We start from the raw sequence: 19938 nt of genomic DNA on the forward strand, positions 1-19938 counted from the left end.
ACCAGGAGTAGAAATGATCGAGACCAGGGGGCTGCGGAAGTCGTTCCGCTCCCGCGCGGGTCGAGAGACGAAGACGGTGGACGCCGTGCGCGGCGTCAACCTCGAGGTCGCCGAGGGCGAGATCTTCGGCTTCCTCGGCCCCAACGGCGCCGGCAAGACCACCACGCTGCGGATGCTCGCCACGCTGATCGAGCCCGACGGCGGCGAGGCCACCATCGCGGGGGCCGACCTGCGCAAGGACCCGGCCGAGGTCCGCCGCCGCATCGGGTACGTGCCGCAGGGCGGCAGCACCTGGGACGAGTCGACCGCCCGCGAGGAGTTGGTCCTGCACGCCCGGATGTACGGCATCGGCAAGGCCGACGCGCAGCAGCGCGCGGTCCGCGCGCTGGAGGCCTTCCAGCTCACCGAGTACGCCGATCGCAAGTGCAAGACCTACTCCGGTGGCCAGCGTCGGCGGGTCGAGATCGCGCTCGGCATCATCCACGAGCCGAAGATCGTCTTCCTGGACGAGCCGACCACCGGCCTCGACCCGCAGAGCCGCGCCCACATGTGGGACGAGATCCGGCGACTGCGCAGCGACGGGATGACCGTCTTCATCACCACGCACTACCTCGACGAGGCCGACGCCCTCTGCGACCGCATCGCGATCATGGACAATGGCGAGGTCGTCGCCGAGGGCACGCCGGCCGAGCTCAAGCGCGAGATCTCCGGCGACGTGGTGCTCGTCGGCCTCGACCTGGCCGCCACCCCGCAGGCCGCCAAGGCGCTCGACGGCGAGCCGTACGTCAACAAGCTGGAGACCGCCGACGAGGGCGGTCTACGCCTCTACGTCGACGAGGGCGCCACCGCCATTCCCCAGGTGCTGCGCCGCCTCGACCACGCCGGGCTCGAACTGCGCTCTATCGAGCTGCACCGGCCCAGCCTGGACGACGTCTTCCTGACCAAGACCGGCCGCTCGCTGCGCGAGTCCTGACCCCGGAGAGACGACTCATGAAACTCGCCCGCGACACGTGGCTGATCTTCCAGCGGCAGATCCAGCTCCTGCTGCGCAATCCCGTCTGGGTCTTCGTCGGCGTCTTCCAGCCGGTGATGTACCTGCTGCTCTTCGCCCCCCTGCTCAAGCCGGCCCTGAACGCGCCCACCCAGGCCGCCGCGTACAAGATCTTCGTACCCGGCCTGCTGGTGCTGCTGGCCATCTTCGGTGGTCTCTTCCAGGGCTTCGGCCTGATCGCCGAACTGCGTGCCGGCGTCATCGAACGTTCCCGGGTCACCCCGATCAGCCGGCTCGCCCTGCTGCTCGGCCGCTCCCTGCGCGACGTCGTCTCGCTCATCGTGCAGGCCGTCATCATCACCCTGCTGGCGCTCCTGTTCGACCTGCGCGTCTTCATCGGTGACCTGCTGCTGGCGTACCTGATGCTCGCTCTCATCGCGCTCATGACCTCGGCCGTCTCCTACGGCGTCGCGCTCAAGGTCAAGAGCGAGGACGCGCTGGCCCCTCTGATGAACACCGTGGCACAGCCGGTGCTGCTGCTCTCCGGCATCCTGCTGCCGCTGACCTTCGCGCCGGGCTGGTTGCAGGGCATCGCCGACTGGAACCCGTTCTCCTGGGCGGTCGACGGCACCCGGGCGCTGTTCGCCGGCGACCTGGGCAGCGACAAGGTCTGGCAGGGCCTGACCATCACCGCGGTCCTCGCCGCGCTGGGCGTCTTCTGGGCCGCCCGCCAGTTCGCCCGCAGCGTCCGCTGACGCTCGCCCCGGGCCCGGCTTGGCCCGGGCCCGGCCGGCCCTGGGGCGGGCCCGGCTTGATCGACTCGGGTTCCTGGAAGTTGGGGTGTCCTACCGTCGGGGATGCCGCGACTTCCAGGAACCCGAGTGGATCAGAGCACCAGGTCAGCGCACCCGGGCGAGGGTGAGGCCGTCGGCGATGGGCAGCATCACCGGGTCGACCCGTACGTCGGCCAACACCTCGTCGTTGAACGCCGCGATGGCCCGGTCGTTGACGTCCTGCGGAGCGATCACCCGCCCGCCGCGCAGCACGTTGTCGACGGCGATCACCCCGCCCGGCCGCATCCGCGGCACCAACTCGGCCCAGTAGACCGGGTATCCGGTCTTGTCGGCGTCGATGAACGCGAAGTCCAGGTGGCGCTCCTGCGGCAGCTCCCGAAGCGTGTCGCCGGCCGGGCCGATCCGCAGCTCGATGCGGTCCTGCACCCCGGCGCGGGCCCAGTAACGCCGGGCGATCCCGGTGTACTCCTCGGAGATGTCGAAGCAGGTCAACCGCCCACCCTCGGGCAGGCCCCGGGCGATGGCCAGCGCCGACAGGCCGGTGAACGTGCCGACCTCGACGGCCTGCCGTACGTCGAGCAGCCGGGTCAGGAACGTCAGGAACGCCGCCTGCTCCGGCGCCACCTGCATGCTGGCGTGCTCCGGCAGCACCGACCGGGTCTCCTCGGCCAGATCCCGGATGATCTCGTCAGGCGGCGCGCCGTGCGCGACCAGATAGGCGTGCAACTCGTCGGTGAGCGGGATCGACTTCGTGGTCATGAGCGGACGGTACCGACCGGCTCGACCGATTGGCCGCCCGGCGCGACCTTTGTCCACAAGTCCGTGATCTGCAGACCCAGTTCGGCGAGGAGCCGACGCAGCAACGGCATCGACAATCCCACGACGGTCCCCGGATCACCCTCGATCCGTTCCACGAACGGCCCGCCCAACCCGTCGATGGTGAACGCGCCCGCCACCGCCAACGGCTCACCCGTGGCCACGTACGCGGCGATCTCGTCGTCACTGATCTCGGCGAAGTGGACGACCGTCGAGGCGACCGCCTCCGCTCGCCGCCCGGCGACACCGTCGATCAGGCAGTGTCCGCTGTGCAGCACTCCACTGCGCCCCCGCATCCGCAACCACCTCCGCGTCGCGTCAGCGGCATCCGCCGGCTTGCCGAGAATTTCCCCGTCGAACTCGAGCACCGAGTCACACCCGATGACCAGGGTCCGCTGACCGGCTGGGTCCGTGTTGCTGGTGGTTGCGCTGTTCGCTGTGGCGGTCAGGTTCAGCCGGGCGAGCACTGCCTCGGCTTTGAGCCGAGCCAACTCCAGGCAGAGATCCTCAGCGCGATCGGTCACCACCAGGGATTCGTCCACCCCGCTGACCAGCACGTCCGGCTCGATGCCGGCGGCCCGGAGTGACTTTCGACGAGCAGGACTGGCAGAGGCCAGCACGAGGCGCAGCGGCAGAGTGTCAGACACCAGCCCGACGTTACCGGCCCGCCCCCCGATCGTCCCCGCGTGCTGGCACTTGATCCACTCCACATCGCCGATATCGCGCGCCATCAGCCTGTAAGAAAACCCCCACATCGGCGACCTGGAGTCGATCGAAGCCACCCGCAACCGTGATCCACTCGGCTTCCCGCAAACCGGGGCATCCCACACCCTTGGGCTCAAGTGGTTGTTGCAACGGGGTGGATTCTCGTCAGGATGAGGGGTCATGCCGGGGCAGAGGTTGTCGTCCGCGGAGCGGGCGCAGATTGAGGTGTTGTTCGGTCAGGGGTTGACGTTCCCGCAGATCGCGGAGGTGATTGGGCGGCATCGCTCGACGGTTTGGCGGGAGTTGTCGCGGAATCACTGTGGCACCGGGGGTCGGGTGCCGGCGGGTCAGCGGCATCCGTTCGGGCCTGACCCGGGTTATGTGGCCGGGGTGGGCTATCCGAAGGGATGGGGTGGGGCGTACCGGTGGAAGTACTCTCACCGCAACGCTCAGGACAAGGCGGATGCGCGGGCGCGGCGTCCTCGTGAGGGCAAGTTGCGTCCGAGGTGGGGGCGGGCGTGGCCGCCGTTGTGGCAGACGGTCAAGGATCGTCTGTGTCAGCGGCACTCGCCGCAGCAGATCGCTCGGTCGCTGCGGCGGGAGTTCCCCGACAGGCCGGAGATGTGGGTGTCACACGAGACGATCTACCAAGCGATCTACTTCCAGGCCCGAGGTGGAATGCGCCAGGAACTCGCCCGGCAAGTCGCGCTGCGCTCGGGACGCGCTGGCCGACGGCCCCAGTCGCGCCAGGCCGGCGCGCTGCGGGGACGCCCGTGGGTGCGTGACTTCCACATCTCAACCCGCCCGGCCGAGGTCGAAGACCGGGCCGTGCCCGGGCACTGGGAAGGTGACCTGGTCATCGGCGCCCGAGGCTCCAGCGCGATCATCACCTTGGTCGAGCGGGCCACCCGATACGTGATGCTTGGCGCTCTGCCCGAATCGCGGGTCAGTGAACAGGTCATCGACACCCTCACCGGTCTCATGCGCCGGCTGCCGGCCGAGCTGCGCAAGACCCTGACCTGGGACCAGGGCATCGAGATGATCTACCACCCGGTGTTCACCCTGGCCACCGACTGCAAGGTCTACTTCTGCGACCCCCACAGCCCATGGCAACGCGGCAGCAACGAGAACACCAACGGTCTCCTGCGCCAGTACTTCCCCCGCTCCAGCACCGACTTTCGCACCTGGACCCAGGACGACCTCGACGCCGTGGCCCGAGAACTCAACGGACGACCACGCCAAACCCTCGACTGGCAGAATCCAGCCGAGGTACTCCACAAACACCTGGTTGCAACCACCACTTGAAACCGCCACCCACGGACACCGCGATTTCAAGGAACCCGAGTCGATCGAGGCCCCTGAGCCGCCTAACGGCTGATTCTGGGCGGCGGATCCTCGCCGCGCCGCCGTCGACGCGCCACGAACACCCACCCGACGCCGACGGCGACGATCACACCGAGGGTGGCAAGCCCACGAAGGGTCGCGCCATCACCATCCCCCGGGCGAGCACCGGCCGCCGTGGGTGGGCCACCGCCGGCCGGAGCGCTCACCGATTCAAACCCCACCGGAGGTACGTCTGCCGTCAGAGCCGCCACAAGATCGATCACGCCATATCCGTACTCGTCGTCTCGGCCGGGCGGGCCTTTGTCGACGGCCGTGGCCGTGAGCCGGTGGGCTACCTCCTGTGCCGGCAGGTAGGGGTACTTCGACCTGATCAACGCCGCCGCCCCAGCCACAATCGCCGTAGCATCGGACGTACCGGTGCCCTTGCGGTACTTGCCGTTAATGCTGGTGCTGTAGATGTCTACTGCCGGTGCGACGACGTCAATTTCCGGCCCGGTTACCGAGATGTCTGCATGATTCCCATCGCGACCTACCCCTCCGACCGCGATGACTGCGTCCTCTGATGCCGGGTAACCAACAACGGCATCCCCTGGCTTGTTGCCGGCGGCTGCGACCAGAACCACGTCAGCAGCAATTGCTGCTTCTATCGATCGCTGCAACTGAATTCCGGCGCCACCGACTGAAGATATGCAGATCACATCTGCCCCGTTGCGAACGGCATAATCGATGCCGGCTGCTAGGGCGTCGGGTTCCCCTTGGCCGTCACTGGAGGTGTCGCGAATCGGTAAGATCTTTGCGCCTGGGGCCACGCCTAGGGCGCCTAAATCGCCTCCTCGTCCGTGGGCAGCGATTAAGCCGGCCATGCCAGTACCGTGACTGTTCTGGTCGTTTTTGCCGTCGCCGTCTCCGGAAATCAAATCGATACCATCCAGCAGATTCTTGTCTAGATCAGGATGGGGTTGAACTCCCGTGTCCGGAACTGCGACGACAATCCCCGCTCCTTGCGTAATCCGCTGGGCGTCGGGGATTCTGAGGTAATTAAGGTGCCACTGATCTACCCGGACTAGTTCTGCCTCGTTGGGCTCAAAGGTTAGCTGGCTGGCTGTCTGGTCTGCGATCGGCGCGATCAGGGCAACCGAGGCGGCTAGCGCCGCCAAACCCTGCGAAACGAAGTACGTCACCGATCGAGGCCGATGGCCGGCCCTGGGTCAACTGGCCCGGTCTCGTCCGGAGGGCGGACGACTGGACTTACACCCTTGTCGGTCCGCCAAGGGTGGTCGGGGTCCCACGTGCTCCCATTCCTGTCGCCCTCCCTGTTGGCTGTACGGCCGGGGGGAGGGTAAGCGCCAGAACTGCCCCCCATGCCAGGGGTGCCGCCAATGGGTGGCAAGCTCTGCGCTCCGGCAATGCCTCGACCGCCGCCCGGGCGTGTGCCGGCACCGCCAGTCGGCGTGGTCCCGGCGCCGCCACCGCCGATTACGCCGCCGATCGGATTTACCTTTCGGGCGGAATTGCTGCCAGGTGAAGGTGAGTTAACCCCGAAGCCGGGCGTGGCACCAATTATGCCGTTGGTCGGTGTAGGTCGGGGCGGTGAAACAGGTGGAACCCCCCTGTTGGCTCCCCTAGTAAACCGTTCCAAACTGTTCGATTGACCTTGTGGTGGCATGTGCGGTCGGGCAAGCGAACCCAGCGATGCTTGAGCCGTACCGTAGCCGGTAGTTGAGTTATTTGAAGTGACGCCCTGCAATCCTGTGTTTGTCGGAGTTGGTGCGGTGCCGGGCCCGGTGCTGCCAAGTACTGGTCCAACTCCGCCAACGGATTGAATGGGATTCGACTTGGCCGCAATATTTGGCGTGAGCTTTGGCGCGGCTGTCTCCCGTCTAACGGGAACGGGAACAATCGGCGGAATGATTGGGCCCGGAGCATAGTCATAGACGTCTGTGCCGGACGGATCTCGCCGCAACCGCGGCGGCGGGGGTGGGGGTTTTTGGAGGGTGGCTTGGGCTTGTTGTAGTTCGCCACTGAGGTTGAACATCATCGTCCGCGCCTGCACGTTCAGCCGTTCCAGATCGCTATCCGTCACCGGCGCGTCCACGACCCGATTGCCCATCACCGCCTTCGGATCGGCGGCGGTGGCCTCGTACGCCCGCTTCTGTTGGAGCTTTGTCGCGTACTCCTCGTGGAGCTTGCGAAGCTCGGCGCGGGTGGCGCCGATGGCCTGGGTGGCGGCGGACAGCGCGGTGTAGTTGGCGGCGGCGGCGTCGTGGGTGTGGCGCACCTTGGCGACGAGGTCGTCGAGTTGGGCGAGGTAGGTGGCGGAGGCGGCACTGGTCTCGGGGGGCCAGGCTTCGGCGAGACCTCGCCGGTACTCCTGTAGTCGGCCGAGGTGGATCTGGGCCAGGTCGCAGACCTTGCGCCAGCCGGCGACCTGCTTCCAGTGGTTGGTGGTGTCGTGGTCCTGCAGACAGGCCCACATGCTGTTGAGGTCCATGAGGTGCCAGTCGGTCTGGCCGGAGGTGCGGCCGCCTCCACGCTCGATCACGGTAGGACCACCGGCCTTTCGCTGTCGGGGCCGGTGGGGTCGTTCAGTGCGGGCGTCCGGCTGCCGGGCAGGACGGTTCCCGGGTCGGCGAGGGCGCGTCGGACGTCCACGGCCCGGGCGGCGGAGAAGGCGTCGCTGTCGGCGTACTGGGTGGCGACCCGGTCGGCGACTGCGGCCAGGTGGCCGGTGGCGCCGCGGACGGCGTACACCATGTCGGTCGTGGCCTGCTGCGTCTCGTGGTGGGCATGCAGGAAGGTGACCAGCTCGACGAACGCGTCGCAGGGGTTGGGCACCTTCGCGGACATGTCTTCGGCGATGTACGACAGGTGGGGCGCGTAGTTGCTCTCGACCTCGGCGGCGAGCCGGTCGGCGAAGTCGCGGAGTTGACGGATGTCGGCCTCGATGCCGCCGTAGCCGCGCAGCCAGGGCGCCGGCTGGTCCTCTTCGGGAATCATCGGTCCTCCCTGTCCGTCACCGCACCGTTTCCCTCAGTGAGGTTAACGGCTGCACGCCATCCTGGCAGCCCCCACAAGGGGCAACCGGGGTCAGCGCGGGAGACCGGACGCGCGCCAGGTGTCGGGGCGCGCCGGGCGGCCGCTGCGCGCCCAGGCGGACGTGGCCGCCGGCGCGGGTGCGGTGGCCGGCCGGGACCGCACGATGACCGCCCCGACCAGGGCGGCCAACTCCTCGGCGGTGGGCACGCCGCGGACGACCCGGAACAGCGGCTCTTCGGCAGACATGCCGCCAGGGTACGCGGCCCGAAGTCACGTCAAGCGCACAGTGGCGTGCCGGCGGTGTGACCGTCGGCGGGTCCGGGTACCGTCTCAGCGATGTCGAACGCGCTTCCCCAACTCGTCGCTGACCGATACCGGCTTCTGTCGCCGCTCGGCCAGGGTGGCATGGGTCGGGTGTGGAAGGCGCGCGACGAGGTGTTGCACCGCGACGTCGCCATCAAGGAGTTGGTGCCGCCGCCCGGTCTCACCGACGAGGAACGCCGTGAGATGCGGGAACGGTCGCTGCGCGAGGCGCGGGCCATCGCCCGGCTCAACCACGTCAACGTGGTACGCATCTTCGACGTCCTGCGGACCGATGGTGACCCGTGGATCGTCATGGAGTACGTGGCGTCGAGGTCGTTGCAGGACACTCTCGCCGAGGATGGCCCGGTGTCGCCGGCCCGCGCGGTCGAGATCGGCCTGGGCGTGCTCGGCGCGTTGAACGCCGCGCACAAGGCGGGCGTCATGCACCGTGACGTCAAGCCGGGCAACGTGCTGCTGGGCGAGGACGGCCGGGTGGTGTTGACCGATTTCGGTCTCGCCACGATCCCCGGCGACCCGAACGTCACCCGTACCGGCATGGTGCTCGGTTCGCCCGCGTACATCTCGCCTGAGCGGGCCCGGGAGGGCACCGCCGGGCCGGAGGCCGACCTGTGGTCGCTGGGCGCGACGCTGTACGCGGCGGTGGAGGGCAAGTCGCCGTACGCGCGGCCGTCCGCCATCGCCACGCTGGCCGCGTTGGCCACCGAGCCGATGCCCCCGCCGAAGAACGCCGGCCCGCTCAAGCCGGTGCTCAACGGGCTGCTCCAGAAGGACCCGAAGGAGCGCATCACCGCCGAGGTGGCGGAACGGATGCTGCGTCGTGCGGGTGGCAAGCGGACGCGGGCCATCTCACTTCTCGACGGCGTACGCCGGCCGGGGCCGAACGGTCCGCGCGAGCCGCGCCCGCCGCTCGTGCCGGCACCCCGCCCGGCCGAGGAGGTCACCGACCGCCCGGTGTCGCCGCCGGCTCCGCGTACCCCGGGTCCGGTAGCCGCTGCCGCGTCCGGCCCGGCGGTGGCCGACGCGACGCCGACGGAGGTCGTGCCGCCCGCCGCGGACCCGACGGCGGCGGTGCCGGCCGAGCCGACGGCGAAGATCGACCGCTCGTCCGAGGCTGAGCCGACCGCGACGGTGCCGGCCGCCGACGAGAAACCCGATGACGGTACGACGGTGGGCGACGACGAGCCGACGGTCGTCGACGGCCCGCCGCCGGTCGCGCCGGAGCAGCGCAAACCCTCGACGCCCACGTCGTTGATGCCGCCGGTGGGTCCGGCCGGGCGCGCGGCGGTCCCGCATTTCGCGGGTACGAAGCCGAACAACAGTCGCCGGAACGTGCTGATCGGCGCGCTGGTGGCCCTGCTGCTGGTCGGCCTCGTGGTGATCGTGCCGATGCTGACCAAGGGCGACGACAACGACACCCCGCAGGCCGATCCGACGACCGCCGCCGCGACCTCCGCTGCGCCGACGACCGCCCCGGCGGCACCCCCGCCGACGAGCGCCCCGCCCAGCCCGACTCCGTCGGCCACGCCGTCCGTGGACCCCAACGCGCTGCCGGCGGGCTGGAAGCTGCACAAGGACCCGACCGGCTTCGCCCTGCCGATCCCCGATGGCTGGGTGCGTAGCCAGGTCAACAGCAACACGGTCGTCTTCAACCAGTCCAGCGGGCCGGGAAAGCTGCTCGTGCAGTGGACCAGCACCCCGAAGGACGATGCGGTCGCGGACTGGCGGGAGCAGGAGCCGAACCGTAAGAACTTGGTCAAGAGCTACCAGTACCTCAGCATCAAGCCGTGCGACTTCTGGAAGACGTGCGGTGACTGGGAGTGGCTGGAGACCCGCGACGGGCAGCGGATCCACGTCCGTAACCGCGGGTTCGTGACGGCCAGCAACCGAGGGTACGCCCTGCGGTGGGAGGTCGCGGAGAAGGACTGGCAGGCCAACCTGCCGAACTTCGACCGGATCGCCAAGGGATTCGTGCCCGACCGCAAGGACTGAAACTCATTCGCATGACTTTCCGTTGTCGTGGGTAATTGACCTTCGACGACGGAAGGAGGTACGACATGGGTTACCGACGGAGGGATGCTCGGCCCCGGCTGGCACTGTGGATGCTCGTCGCCTTCGGCGACGCGGTCCTGCTGCTGATCGCCATGGGACTGCCGGCGTTCATCGCCCTGCTCAGCGTCGTGACCGTTGCCGTCTGCGGGGTCGGCGCGTGGCGGCTGACCCGGCGGGGCGCACTGGCCTCCGAGGAGAGCCAGGTGCCGGCCCTGAGTCGACGGCGGGCCTGACCCGTAACGGTGGTGTGGCGGCAGCCGGACCGATTGTGCACCGTGCGGTGACAGTCGATCCCGCTGCCGCCAACGGCCCGATCAGGTGTTGTTCGCGAGGGCGATGAGGCGGCTCCGGTCGCCGTTCCAGTAGTTGCGGTCCACGTTGCCGCTGATCCCGGAGACGGCACCCGTGCTGGTGTACTGCCAGAAGCTCCACACCGACGCGCCGGCCGGCAGGGAGCCCGGGGTGCTCGACCAGCGGGCCAGCCAGAGCGGGTGGTTGGCCCACGGGCCCGTCCAACTGCCGGTGCACTGGTTCCACCAGCTCGTGGTGGTGTAGATGACCGCGTACCGGCCGGTGCGCGAGCGGTAGGTGTTCAGGAAGTCCTGGATCCAGTTGCGCATCCCGGTGGTGCTGAGGCCGTAGCAGTAGCCGCCGCTGTACGGGTTCGCCTCGATGTCCAGCGCGGCCGGCAGGGTGCGGCTGTCCGCCGACCAGGCGCCGCCGTTGGAGGCCAGGTACGCGGCCTGGGTCGAGCCGGCGGAGATGTTGGGCCGGGCGAAGTGGTACGCCCCACGGATCACCCCGGCGTTGTAGGCGTTGACGTAGTTCGTGTTGAAGTTGGGGTCCTTGTAGCTGGTGCCCTCGGTCGCCTTGATGAAGGCGAACTCGATGCCGGCGTTCCGGACGCTGGACCAGTTGATGCTGCCCTGGTAGCGGGACACGTCGACGCCGGCGGTGGTGGCCGCCGTCGCCGGGCCGGCGGTCGCGACCAGGGTCGCCGCCGCGGCGGCGAGGACGGTGAGGCCGGCCGCGAGCGCGCGGCGCAGCGATGATCGGGTACGGGCCATGAGTGCCTCCAGGGACGCCGGTCTATTGACGCCCATCTTTGGAGCTAAGTGCCCTTGATCGCAAGAGTTGTAGAGAAAACTTTCATCGACGGGCTACGATCGCCCCGGGGGCGGGAGTCGAACGGATCAGCGCAGCGTGGCGGGGTCGAGCTGCCAGCGGAACGGTTCGACCAGGGTCAACGTCTCGCCGGCCTTGGCGACCTGGTCCTCGACGTAGTGCTCGCCGTCGAGCCGGTACAGGCGCAACGAGTGACCGTCACCGTCCTGCTCAACCAGCAGGTACCAGGGGATGCGTGCGATGGCGTAGAGCTGCATCTTGACCAGCCGATCGGCAGCAGCGTTGCCGGGCGAGACGATCTCGCATACCAACACCACATCGGCGGCCTCGACCGCCGTGCCCTCGTCGTCGGTGTCTGCGACGACGACGTCCGGGATGACTATCCGGTCCACGGTGAGCCGGACGTTCACCGCGTTGAAGACCGCAAGATCGCCGGCGGCACGCGCGATGTGGTCGGCCAGCCGCCGTGACACCAACTGGTGCCGCTTGGTCGGGACCGGGCTCAGAAGCAGGCTCCCGTCGAGCAGTTCGATCCGGTCCGGGGTCTCGCCCAGGGCGAAGTAGTCGGCCTCGGTCCACGGGCCGATGTGGTGCTCCACGGACACAGGTCTCACCGCGATCCCCTCCTCGTCCAATCAGCCTGACGCGTCATCAGCCGGTGCCTCGGCAGCCACGCGGAACGCCGCCGGTAGGCTCGCGCCCCATGATGTCGATCGACGGACTGGGCGACATGTGGGACACGCTGTTCGGCGCGCAGCCGGACCCGCCCCCGCTGCTGGTGTTGATCACCGCTGCCGTCGCGCTGGTGGTGGTGTCCACCCGGCTGCCGTGGCGGATCGCCCGCAACGCCATCACCATCGCCCACGAGGGCGGGCACGCGCTCGTCGCCCTGCTCACCGGCCGCAAGCTGCGCGGCATCCGGCTGCACTCGGATACGTCCGGGCTGACGCTCTCCGCCGGTCGACCCACCGGACCGGGCATGATCCTGACCCTGCTCGCCGGGTACGTCGCCCCACCGCTGATCGGGTTGGCGGGTGCCTGGCTGCTCGGCGGTAACCGGATCACCCTGCTGCTCTGGGTCGCGGTTGCGCTGCTGCTCGCCATGCTGGTGATGATCCGCAATGCGTTCGGTGTGGTGTCGCTGCTGGTCACCGGGGCGCTGGTGTTCGCCGTCTCGTGGTACGCGACGCCGCAGGTGCAGGCCGCTTTCGCGTACACCGGGGTGTGGTTCCTGCTGCTCGGCGGGGTGCGGCCGGTGGTGGAGCTGCAACGTCTGCGCGCGCGTGGCCGGATGCCCGCCTCGGACGCCGACCAGCTCGCCGGACTGACGCCGTTCCCGGCGTTCTTCTGGGTCACGGTCTTCGCCCTGGTCAACCTGGTGGCACTGGTAGCCGGCGCCCTCCTGCTGACCGGCCCCATCCTCACCGACGCCGGCCTGACCCTCTGATCCCACCCGGGCAGAATGGGCCCATGCGGTACGTGATCATTGGGGCGGGCGCGGTTGGCGGGACCATCGGTGTGCGGCTGGCGCAGGCCGACCGGGACGTGACCCTGGTGGCCCGCGGGGCGCATTTGGACGCGATCCGGGAGCGTGGCCTTACGCTGCGGCAGCCCGACGGCGAGGTGACCGCCCGGCTCGCCGCCGTCGACGGCCCGGGTGACCGGCCGCTGCCCGCCGACACGGTGCTGGTGCTCACCGTCAAGTCGCAGGACACCGAGGGCGCGCTGGCGGCGTGGGTGGACGCACCGGTCGTCGGCGGTGGTATGGCCGGCGAGCGGCTGCCGCTGGTCACCGCCCAGAACGGGGTGGCGAACGAACGGGCCGCCCTGCGGCTCTTCGCCGACGTGCACCCGGTCTGCGTCTGGCTGCCGGCCACCCACCTCAACCCGGGCGTGGTGGTGGCGAACGGGCACCCGCACCCCGGGATGCTCCACATCGGCCGCTATCCGGGCGGCGCCGACGACACGGACCGGGCGATCGCCGCCGACCTGACCGCCGCCGGGTTCGTCGCGCCGGTCCGCGAGGACGTGCTGCGCTGGAAGTACGGCAAGCTGCTCAGCAACCTCGGCAACGGCCTTCAGGCGCTGCTCGGGGAGGATATCCCGGACGCCCTCGCCGAGCGGGTACGCGCCGAGGGCGTCGCCGCGCTCGCCGCCGCCCGCATCCCGCACACCTCCCCGGACGAGGAGCGGGCCGAACGCGGTGACCTGGTCCAGCAGCGCCCGGTCGGCGGCGCTGAGCGGTCCGGCGGCTCCACCTGGCAGAGCCTCGCCCGGGGCACCGGCGCGACCGAGGTCGACCACCTCAACGGGGAGATCGCGCTGCTCGGCCGGTTGCACGGCGTACCGACGCCGGTCAACGTGGCCGTGCAGCGGGCGGTTCGGCGGGCCGCGCGGCATCGGATCGCGGCTGGCGCGTTCCCGCTCACCGAGCTGGAGAAGATGTTCGCCTGAACCGGGCAACCGGAGACCCCGCGCGGCGCGTGTTCCCTGCGACCGACACGGGGAGGTAGCGGGTGCCGGACGTCGACGGGTTCGACGAGTTCTACCGGGGGAGCCGACAACGGCTGCTCGGCTTCGTCTACGCCCTCACCGGCGACCGGGTCGAGGCTCAGGACGCCGTGCAGGAGGCGTACATCCGGGCCTGGCAGCGGTGGTCCACGATCAGCGCGTACGACGACCCGGAGGCGTGGGTACGGGTGGTGGCCAGCCGCATCGCCGTGAGCCGGTGGCGCAGCCTGCGCAGTCGCGCCCGCGCGTACCTGCGGCACGGTGCGACCGAGACCGTCCCCGGGCCGGGCACCGACACCGTCGCGGTGGTCGCCGCGCTGCGTCGGCTGCCCGAGGAGCAGCGTGTGGCCATCGCGCTGTACTACCTGGTGGGCATGCCGGTCGCCGAGGTGGCGCGGGAGACCGCCGCCCCGGTCGGCACGGTCAAGGCTCGGCTCTCCCGGGGGCGCGCCGCGCTCGCCGGCCTGCTAGGCGTCTCTGATCTGGAGGAGGCCACCGATGCCTGACGACCCGACGTTCGTCGAACAGATCCAGCGGGAGCTGCGGGACGTGCGCTGGCCTGGCCCGGAGGAGATCCGCGTCAGAGCCCGTCGCCGCAGCCAGCGCAGGATCGCGGTGGCCACCGTCGTACTGGCTCTCGCCGGGGTCTCCGCGGTGGCGGTCGCCGCCCCGGGAAAGTCCCCGGCGCCCGGTCTACCGGCGGCCGCGCCGACCCGGCACGAGATTCCCCTCGACGCGCTCCTCCAGCCGGCCGACCTGTCGCAGCAGGTCGAGGCGCAGCTCAGCCAATCGGGGCTGGGCGAGCCGGTCCGGATGGATTACCGGCTCGAGGTCTGCCGGACGAGCCAGGGGCGCTCGTCCGGCAACGTGTACTCGATCCTGTCCCGCTCGCAGACGTTCGTGCCCAGCGCGACGCCGAACCTCACCCAATCGGATGGCGTGGTCACGCAGGATCTGTTCCGGCTGACCCCGGACGCGGCCGTCCAGCTTCTCGCCACCCTGGACGACGTGATCGCCCCGTGTGCCGAGTGGACCAGCGTTGGAAAGTACGAGGCGGGCGGCGCGCGGGGCACCGGGATGGCGACGCACCGGTGGGCGGTGGTCCAGCGGGGGTTCGCCGGCGACGGGGCCGTGCTGTTGCGGCACACCCAAACGCAGGCCGTCGACCAGAAGACGGGCAAGCCCATCGCTTCGGTGCCCCAGCCGGACATTACCGCCGTGGTCCGCGTGGGTGACCTGATCACGGTGCTCAAAGTGGGGGAGGCCGGCACCGAGCTGGATCTGCCCCGCCTGGCGGAGGTCGCCGCCCGCCGGATGTGCGCCGCCGCCAACCCGGCCTGCTGACTGCCGGCCGCCCGGCGAAGATCCGCGCAACTTCAGGGTTGTCGCTGCCTCCCGGCGCCGGGAAGCAGCAGTTTCCCCGAAGTTGCGCGGATCAAGCGCGAGGCGCGAGGCGCGACGGCGTCGGCGGTCAGAGCGGGATGTTGCCGTGCTTCTTCGGGGGCAGGGTCTCGCGCTTCGTCCGCAGGACGCGCAGCGCCCGGACGATCTGGGTACGCGTCTCGTGTGGGGCGATCACCGAGTCGACGTACCCGCGTTCGGCCGCCACGTACGGGTTGGCCAGGGTGTCCTCGTACTCGGCGATCTTCGCGGCCCGGACCGCCGCCGGGTCCTCGGCACCGGCCAGCTCGGAGCGGTAGAGGATGTTCACCGCGCCCTGCGCGCCCATCACCGCGATCTGCGCGGTCGGCCAGGCGAAGTTCAGGTCGGCGCCGAGGTGCTTCGAGCCCATCACGTCGTACGCCCCGCCGTACGCCTTGCGGGTGATCACGGTGACCTTGGGAACGGTCGCCTCGGCGTACGCGTAGATGAGCTTGGCGCCCCGGCGGATGATGCCGTCCCACTCCTGGCCGGTGCCGGGCAGGAACCCGGGCACGTCGACGAAGGTCAGCACCGGGATGTTGAACGCGTCGCAGGTGCGTACGAACCGGGCTGCCTTCTCGGAGGCGGCGATGTCCAGGGTGCCGGCGAAGTGCATCGGCTGGTTGGCGACCACGCCGACCGGCCGACCCTCCACCCGGCCGTAGCCGATGACGATGTTCTGCGCGTAGAGCGGCTGGACCTCCAGGAACTCCCCGTCGTCGAGGACGTGCTCGATGACGGTGCGAATGTCGTACGGCTGGTTGGCCGAGTCGGGGATGAGCGTGTCCAGCTCGCGGTCCTCGTCGGTGACCTCCAGCTCGGCCGGGGCCTCGAAGACGACCGGCTCGTCGAGGTTGTTCGACGGCAGGTACGACAGCAGCGCCTTGACGTAGTCGACCGCGTCCTCCTCGTCGCTGGCGAGGTAGTGCGCGTTGCCGCTGCGCGTGTTGTGGGTGCGGGCCCCGCCCAGCTCCTCCATGCCGACGTCCTCGCCGGTCACCGTCTTGATCACGTCCGGGCCGGTGATGAACATGTGGGAGGTCTGGTCGACCATGACGGTGAAGTCGGTGACCGCCGGGGAGTAGACCGCGCCGCCCGCGCAGGGACCCATCACCAGCGAGATCTGCGGGATGACCCCGGACGCCCGGACGTTCCGGAAGAAGATCTCGCCGTAGAGGCCGAGCGACACCACGCCCTCCTGGATGCGGGCGCCGCCGGAGTCGTTGATGCCGATCACCGGGCAACCGATCTTCATGGCGAGGTCCATCACCTTGACGATCTTCTCGCCGAAGACCTCGCCGAGCGAGCCGCCGAAGACGGTGAAGTCCTGCGCGAAGACGCACACCTGCCGGCCGTCGACCGTGCCGTAGCCGGTCACCACGCCGTCACCGTACGGGCGGTTGCGTTCCAGCCCGAAGGCCGTGGACCGGTGCCGGGCCAGCTCGTCCAGCTCGACGAAGGAGCCCTCGTCGAGCAGCATCTCGATCCGCTCGCGGGCGGTCTTCTTGCCCCGGGCGTGCTGCTTCTCGACCGCGCGCGCCGATCCGGCGTGCACCGCCTCGTCGACCCGACGCTCCAGGTCCGCCAGCTTGCCGGCAGTGCTGTGGATGTTGGTCCCGGTCTCGGTAGTCACCCAGGGAATATAACGATGGTTCAGGTCAGCGCGGCTGTGCAGTACGCCTCAACGCCGGTACCGGTCGCCGCCGTAGGCTGACGGGATGCCGGGCTCCCCGTACACCGATCTGGACCGACCGCCGCTGTCGGCGGCCCGGCTGCGGCGCGCGCTGGTCGCGCCGAACGGGCCGTGGACCCGCCTGGAGTTGTACGCCGAGACGGGCTCCACGAACGCGGACGTGTCCGAGGCCGCCGCCGCGGGCGAGCCGGAGGGCCTGGTCGTGGTCGCGGAGCGGCAGACCGCCGGGCGGGGTCGGCGCGGTCGGGTCTGGCAGTCGCCGCCGCGCGCGGGCATCGCCACCAGCGTCCTGCTGCGGCCCGGCGACGCCGTGCCGGACCGTGGGTGGGCGGCCGTTCCAGCCACGGGGTACGGCTGGCTGCCGCTGCTCGCGGGCGTCGCGCTGGTCGAGGCGGTGGCCCGGCTGGCCGAGCTGGACGCCGCGCTGAAGTGGCCCAACGACCTGCTCATCGGCGACGCGAAGTGCGCCGGTGTGCTGGCCGAGGCGGTGCCGGGGCGCTCACCGGCCCAACCGCCCGCCATCGTCCTCGGCATCGGCCTCAACGTGACCCTGCGCGCCGACGAACTGCCGGTGAACCCGACCGGGTTGCCGGCCACGTCGCTGCAACTGGCCGGTGCGGTGGCCACCGACCGGGACCCGCTGCTGCGGGCGCTGCTGCGCTCGGTGGCGGACTGGTACGACCGCTGGCGCACCGCCGGCGGGGACGCCGAGGCGAGCGGGCTGCGCGACGCCTACCTGGCCTCCTGCGCGACGATCGGCCGCGAGGTACGGGTCCTGCTACCCAACGGGGAGACCCGGACCGGCACCGCCACCGGCATAGACGACGACGGTCAACTCCACCTGACCACCCCCACCGAAACCCGAACCATCGCGGCCGGAGACGTCCTCCACCTCCGCTAGCCCGCCTGCCCGCCCTCGGCGATCTTGCACTTTCTGTGGTGCCGTACCGGGCTCAAGGCCGCGTAACGGCGACCGAAAGTCCAAGATCACGGAAGCTGGGGTGGGGCCGCGTGGCGGATGTTGTCCGGTGGCTTCTGGGGTTTACCGTCGGCGCGTCAAAGTAACGGCGTTGGAGGTTGTCGTGGCGTTCCCCGAAGACGTGCTCACGAAGGACGAGCACGTCGTGCTGCACCTGCACCCGCACTGGAAGGCTCTGGTCCGGCCGATCCTGGTGCTGGTCCTCGCCATCGCCGCGGTGGTGGTCGGCGTGCTCCTGCTGCCCGAGAGTTCCGGCGGTTCGATCGCGTTGGCCGTGATCGGCGCGATCGGCCTGGTCGCGGTCCTCTGGCTCGGTCTGTGGCCGTTCCTGGTCTGGCGTACCACCCATTACCTGTTCACCAACGAGCGTGTGCTGTTGCAGCAGGGTGTCTTCTCCCGGGATCGGCGGGACCTCCCGCTCACCCGGATCAACGACCACTCGATGAACCAGCACTTCCTCGAGCGGCTGCTCGGCTGCGGCACCCTCACCATCGAGTCCGCCGGCGAACGCGGCCAGTCGGTGCTCAAGGACGTGCCGGGGGTCAGCCGGGTGCAGACCACCCTCTACGAGCTGGTCGAGGCGCAGCACGACAAGCACTCGCTGGGCGACGGCGAGATGCGCGAGATCCTCGCCGACATGCGCGAGGGCAAGCCGCTGCGCGACACCACGAGCTGATCCCGGATCGGCGTTGACCGGCCCCGGCCCGAGCACCGGGCCGGGGTGGTCAGGAGTGTTGCCCGGCCCCGGCCGCCGCCGGTCCGGCCTGCACCGGGGCGGCTTGCACCGGCCCCGCCTCGGATGGCCCGTCCTGCGTCGGGCCGTTCTGCGCAGGACCGGCCTCGCCCGGCGCTGCGGAGGGCTGCTCCCCAACCCCGGACCCTGGCGAGGCCGGTTCGGTCGGGGACGGCACAGGGCCGGGGGTCGGCTCGACCGGCCGGAGCGCGAACCAGCCGCGGAAGCGTGTCCGCAGCACCTCCTGCTCGGGCTGGTTGTCCGGGCCGAGGCGGAGCATCGTGCCGGTGAGGATGACGGTGCCGAGCCCCGGGCGGGCGTCCGAGGGGCGCGCACCCATCACGTCGACCCGGACGGCGAGACGGTCCCCGGCACGGACCGGGGCGAGCCACCGCAACTCCTCCAGGCCGGGAGAGGCGTCCGCCGCCGCGCGGGACAGCAGGTGATCGACGTACGCCCGCATGAACAGGCTGACCGTGTAGAAGCCGCTGGCGATGACTCCGCCGTACCGACTGGCCTCGGCCAACTCCTGGTCGAGGTGGTACCACTGCGGGTCGAAGCGCCGGGCGAAGGCCCGCATCTCGTCGCTGTCCACGGTCACCGTCCCGAGGTCGACGGTGAGCCCCGGGACGAGGTCCTCGAAGAACAGCTCGGCGGGCGCTCCGGTGCCGGAGCGGGGGGCGGGAGCCGTCACCGGCGGGGTGCGCGACGAGTGCCGGCGTGCAGCTCCGCGGCGAGTTCCGCGTCCAGATCGGCGGGGAGGCCGGCGGTCATCGGTCGTCCCTGCACGGGAGCGGCGCCGGTCGGACCGGGTGTCGGGCCGGGCCGGTCGGCGGACTGCGCCTCCTCCAGCTCGGAGACCGATTCGGCCAGCTCGGCGACCGGGTCCATCTCGGCCATGGTGTCCCACTCGTCACGCGGGATGTCGTGCCAGGTGGGCTCGGTCTTGGTGGCGTCCTCGGCCGGCGTGACGGGCTGGAAGACGAAGGTCCGGTAGGACCAGAAGCGGAACAGCGTGGCCAGCAGGACACCGGCGGTCTTGGCCACGTTCAGCGCCAGCAGGCCGTGGACGCCGAGCCCGTACTTGGCTGCGGCCACCGCGCCGAGTTCGATGAGCAGGCCGGCACCGTTGAACAGGAAGAACAGGACGTACTCCCGGCGAAGCGCCGATTTCGGGCGATCCCGGTACGTCCAGTGGCGATTCATCAGATACGACGTGATCGTGGCGACGATCGTCGCGATCACGGTCGCCTTCAACTGACCGTTGACGAAAACGGTAAGTGCAAGGACATTGAACACCGCGTAATTGATGACGGTGTTGATGCCGCCGACGATGCCGAATTTGAGCGCCTCGTGGATGAACTTCTGCCAGCGCTCAGGCAGCAGACGGACAAGACGCATGCGAGACACCTTAGG

At 69.9% G+C, this 19938-nt stretch carries 22 protein-coding genes; 11 read left to right on the top strand and 11 right to left on the bottom strand.

Going from position 1 to position 19938, the window contains the following annotated elements; translation table 11 throughout:
• Positions 1-13 precede the first annotated feature (13 nt).
• Together ACN269_RS23890 and ACN269_RS23895 are read left to right on the top strand one after the other, a co-directional pair.
• On the top strand, positions 14-973 hold the full coding sequence (locus tag ACN269_RS23890; RefSeq protein ID WP_421474515.1) for an ATP-binding cassette domain-containing protein: 960 nt from the start codon (positions 14-16) through the stop codon (positions 971-973).
• Between the two features lie 17 nt (positions 974-990).
• On the top strand, positions 991-1746 hold the full coding sequence (locus ACN269_RS23895) for an ABC transporter permease (protein ID WP_421474516.1): 756 nt from the start codon (positions 991-993) through the stop codon (positions 1744-1746).
• A gap of 144 nt (positions 1747-1890) precedes the next feature.
• On the opposite strand, the gene ACN269_RS23900 is transcribed toward ACN269_RS23895, so the two are convergent.
• Together ACN269_RS23900 and ACN269_RS23905 are read right to left on the bottom strand one after the other, a co-directional pair.
• The gene (locus tag ACN269_RS23900; RefSeq protein WP_421474517.1) at positions 1891-2544 is read right to left on the bottom strand and encodes an O-methyltransferase; all 654 of its coding nucleotides are present in this window, start codon (positions 2542-2544) and stop codon (positions 1891-1893) included.
• On the bottom strand, positions 2541-3248 hold the full coding sequence (locus tag ACN269_RS23905) for a Maf family protein (protein ID WP_421474518.1): 708 nt from the start codon (positions 3246-3248) through the stop codon (positions 2541-2543). Before ACN269_RS23905 ends, ACN269_RS23900 begins: the two co-directional genes overlap by 4 nt.
• Positions 3249-3486: 238 nt before the next feature.
• Here ACN269_RS23905 and ACN269_RS23910 point away from each other — a divergent pair, with 238 nt between their 5' ends.
• A complete protein-coding gene (locus tag ACN269_RS23910) occupies positions 3487-4611 on the top strand; it encodes an IS30 family transposase (protein WP_421470828.1) in 1125 nt (374 codons plus the stop codon).
• Positions 4612-4673: 62 nt separating this feature from the next.
• Here ACN269_RS23910 and mycP read toward each other — a convergent pair whose 3' ends face one another.
• The 4 genes from mycP to ACN269_RS23930 all read right to left on the bottom strand — a co-directional run bounded on the left by mycP (position 4674) and on the right by ACN269_RS23930 (position 7932).
• Positions 4674-5807, bottom strand: coding sequence for a type VII secretion-associated serine protease mycosin (mycP, locus tag ACN269_RS23915; protein ID WP_421476527.1), 1134 nt, complete (start codon positions 5805-5807; stop codon positions 4674-4676).
• A gap of 20 nt (positions 5808-5827) precedes the next feature.
• Complete coding sequence (locus ACN269_RS23920; protein WP_421474519.1) at positions 5828-7192, bottom strand: hypothetical protein; 1365 nt, start codon at positions 7190-7192, stop codon at positions 5828-5830.
• Positions 7189-7647: a hypothetical protein gene (locus ACN269_RS23925; protein ID WP_421474520.1), complete on the bottom strand. Its 459-nt coding sequence runs from the start codon at positions 7645-7647 to the stop codon at positions 7189-7191. Before ACN269_RS23925 ends, ACN269_RS23920 begins: the two co-directional genes overlap by 4 nt.
• Before the next feature lie 90 nt (positions 7648-7737).
• Entirely contained in the window at positions 7738-7932 is a 195-nt protein-coding gene (locus ACN269_RS23930) for an acyl-CoA carboxylase epsilon subunit (RefSeq protein WP_421474521.1), read from the bottom strand.
• Positions 7933-8022: 90 nt separating this feature from the next.
• Between ACN269_RS23930 and ACN269_RS23935 the strand changes: the two genes are divergently transcribed.
• Both ACN269_RS23935 and ACN269_RS23940 read left to right on the top strand, forming a co-directional pair.
• Positions 8023-9999, top strand: coding sequence for a protein kinase domain-containing protein (locus ACN269_RS23935; protein WP_421474522.1), 1977 nt, complete (start codon positions 8023-8025; stop codon positions 9997-9999).
• A gap of 65 nt (positions 10000-10064) precedes the next feature.
• Positions 10065-10292: a hypothetical protein gene (locus ACN269_RS23940; protein ID WP_421474523.1), complete on the top strand. Its 228-nt coding sequence runs from the start codon at positions 10065-10067 to the stop codon at positions 10290-10292.
• Positions 10293-10373: 81 nt separating this feature from the next.
• Here the strand turns inward: ACN269_RS23940 and ACN269_RS23945 are convergent, their stop codons facing one another.
• Together ACN269_RS23945 and ACN269_RS23950 are read right to left on the bottom strand one after the other, a co-directional pair.
• Positions 10374-11126, bottom strand: a complete 753-nt coding sequence (locus tag ACN269_RS23945) for a GH25 family lysozyme (protein ID WP_421476528.1) — start codon at positions 11124-11126, stop codon at positions 10374-10376.
• Positions 11127-11252: 126 nt separating this feature from the next.
• Complete coding sequence (locus ACN269_RS23950; RefSeq protein WP_421474524.1) at positions 11253-11798, bottom strand: Uma2 family endonuclease; 546 nt, start codon at positions 11796-11798, stop codon at positions 11253-11255.
• An 89-nt stretch (positions 11799-11887) separates the two neighbouring features.
• On the opposite strand from ACN269_RS23950, the gene ACN269_RS23955 reads away from it, so the two are divergent.
• The 4 genes from ACN269_RS23955 to ACN269_RS23970 all read left to right on the top strand — a co-directional run bounded on the left by ACN269_RS23955 (position 11888) and on the right by ACN269_RS23970 (position 15039).
• A complete protein-coding gene (locus tag ACN269_RS23955) occupies positions 11888-12631 on the top strand; it encodes a M50 family metallopeptidase (protein WP_421474525.1) in 744 nt (247 codons plus the stop codon).
• Positions 12632-12654: 23 nt separating this feature from the next.
• The gene (locus tag ACN269_RS23960) at positions 12655-13638 is read left to right on the top strand and encodes a ketopantoate reductase family protein (RefSeq protein WP_421474526.1); all 984 of its coding nucleotides are present in this window, start codon (positions 12655-12657) and stop codon (positions 13636-13638) included.
• Between the two features lie 62 nt (positions 13639-13700).
• On the top strand, positions 13701-14201 hold the full coding sequence (locus tag ACN269_RS23965) for a SigE family RNA polymerase sigma factor (protein WP_421474527.1): 501 nt from the start codon (positions 13701-13703) through the stop codon (positions 14199-14201).
• Positions 14194-15039 (top strand): hypothetical protein, encoded by an 846-nt coding sequence (locus ACN269_RS23970; RefSeq protein WP_421474528.1) that lies wholly within the window; start codon positions 14194-14196, stop codon positions 15037-15039. The genes ACN269_RS23965 and ACN269_RS23970 overlap by 8 nt, the downstream gene beginning before the upstream one ends.
• Before the next feature lie 127 nt (positions 15040-15166).
• Here ACN269_RS23970 and ACN269_RS23975 read toward each other — a convergent pair whose 3' ends face one another.
• Positions 15167-16750 (bottom strand): acyl-CoA carboxylase subunit beta, encoded by a 1584-nt coding sequence (locus ACN269_RS23975; protein ID WP_421474529.1) that lies wholly within the window; start codon positions 16748-16750, stop codon positions 15167-15169.
• A gap of 85 nt (positions 16751-16835) precedes the next feature.
• Between ACN269_RS23975 and ACN269_RS23980 the strand changes: the two genes are divergently transcribed.
• On the top strand, positions 16836-17711 hold the full coding sequence (locus ACN269_RS23980; RefSeq protein ID WP_421474530.1) for a biotin--[acetyl-CoA-carboxylase] ligase: 876 nt from the start codon (positions 16836-16838) through the stop codon (positions 17709-17711).
• Between the two features lie 181 nt (positions 17712-17892).
• A complete protein-coding gene (locus ACN269_RS23985; protein WP_421474531.1) occupies positions 17893-18465 on the top strand; it encodes a PH domain-containing protein in 573 nt (190 codons plus the stop codon).
• 49 nt (positions 18466-18514) lie between these two features.
• Here ACN269_RS23985 and ACN269_RS23990 read toward each other — a convergent pair whose 3' ends face one another.
• Positions 18515-19216 (bottom strand): MaoC/PaaZ C-terminal domain-containing protein, encoded by a 702-nt coding sequence (locus tag ACN269_RS23990; RefSeq protein WP_421474532.1) that lies wholly within the window; start codon positions 19214-19216, stop codon positions 18515-18517.
• Positions 19213-19923 (bottom strand): GtrA family protein, encoded by a 711-nt coding sequence (locus tag ACN269_RS23995; protein WP_421476530.1) that lies wholly within the window; start codon positions 19921-19923, stop codon positions 19213-19215. Before ACN269_RS23995 ends, ACN269_RS23990 begins: the two co-directional genes overlap by 4 nt.
• Between the last annotated feature and the right edge of the window lie 15 nt (positions 19924-19938).

The sequence above is a fragment of the Micromonospora sp. WMMD736 genome, assembly GCF_049179015.1.
Taxonomy (GTDB): Bacteria; Actinomycetota; Actinomycetes; order Mycobacteriales; family Micromonosporaceae; genus Micromonospora.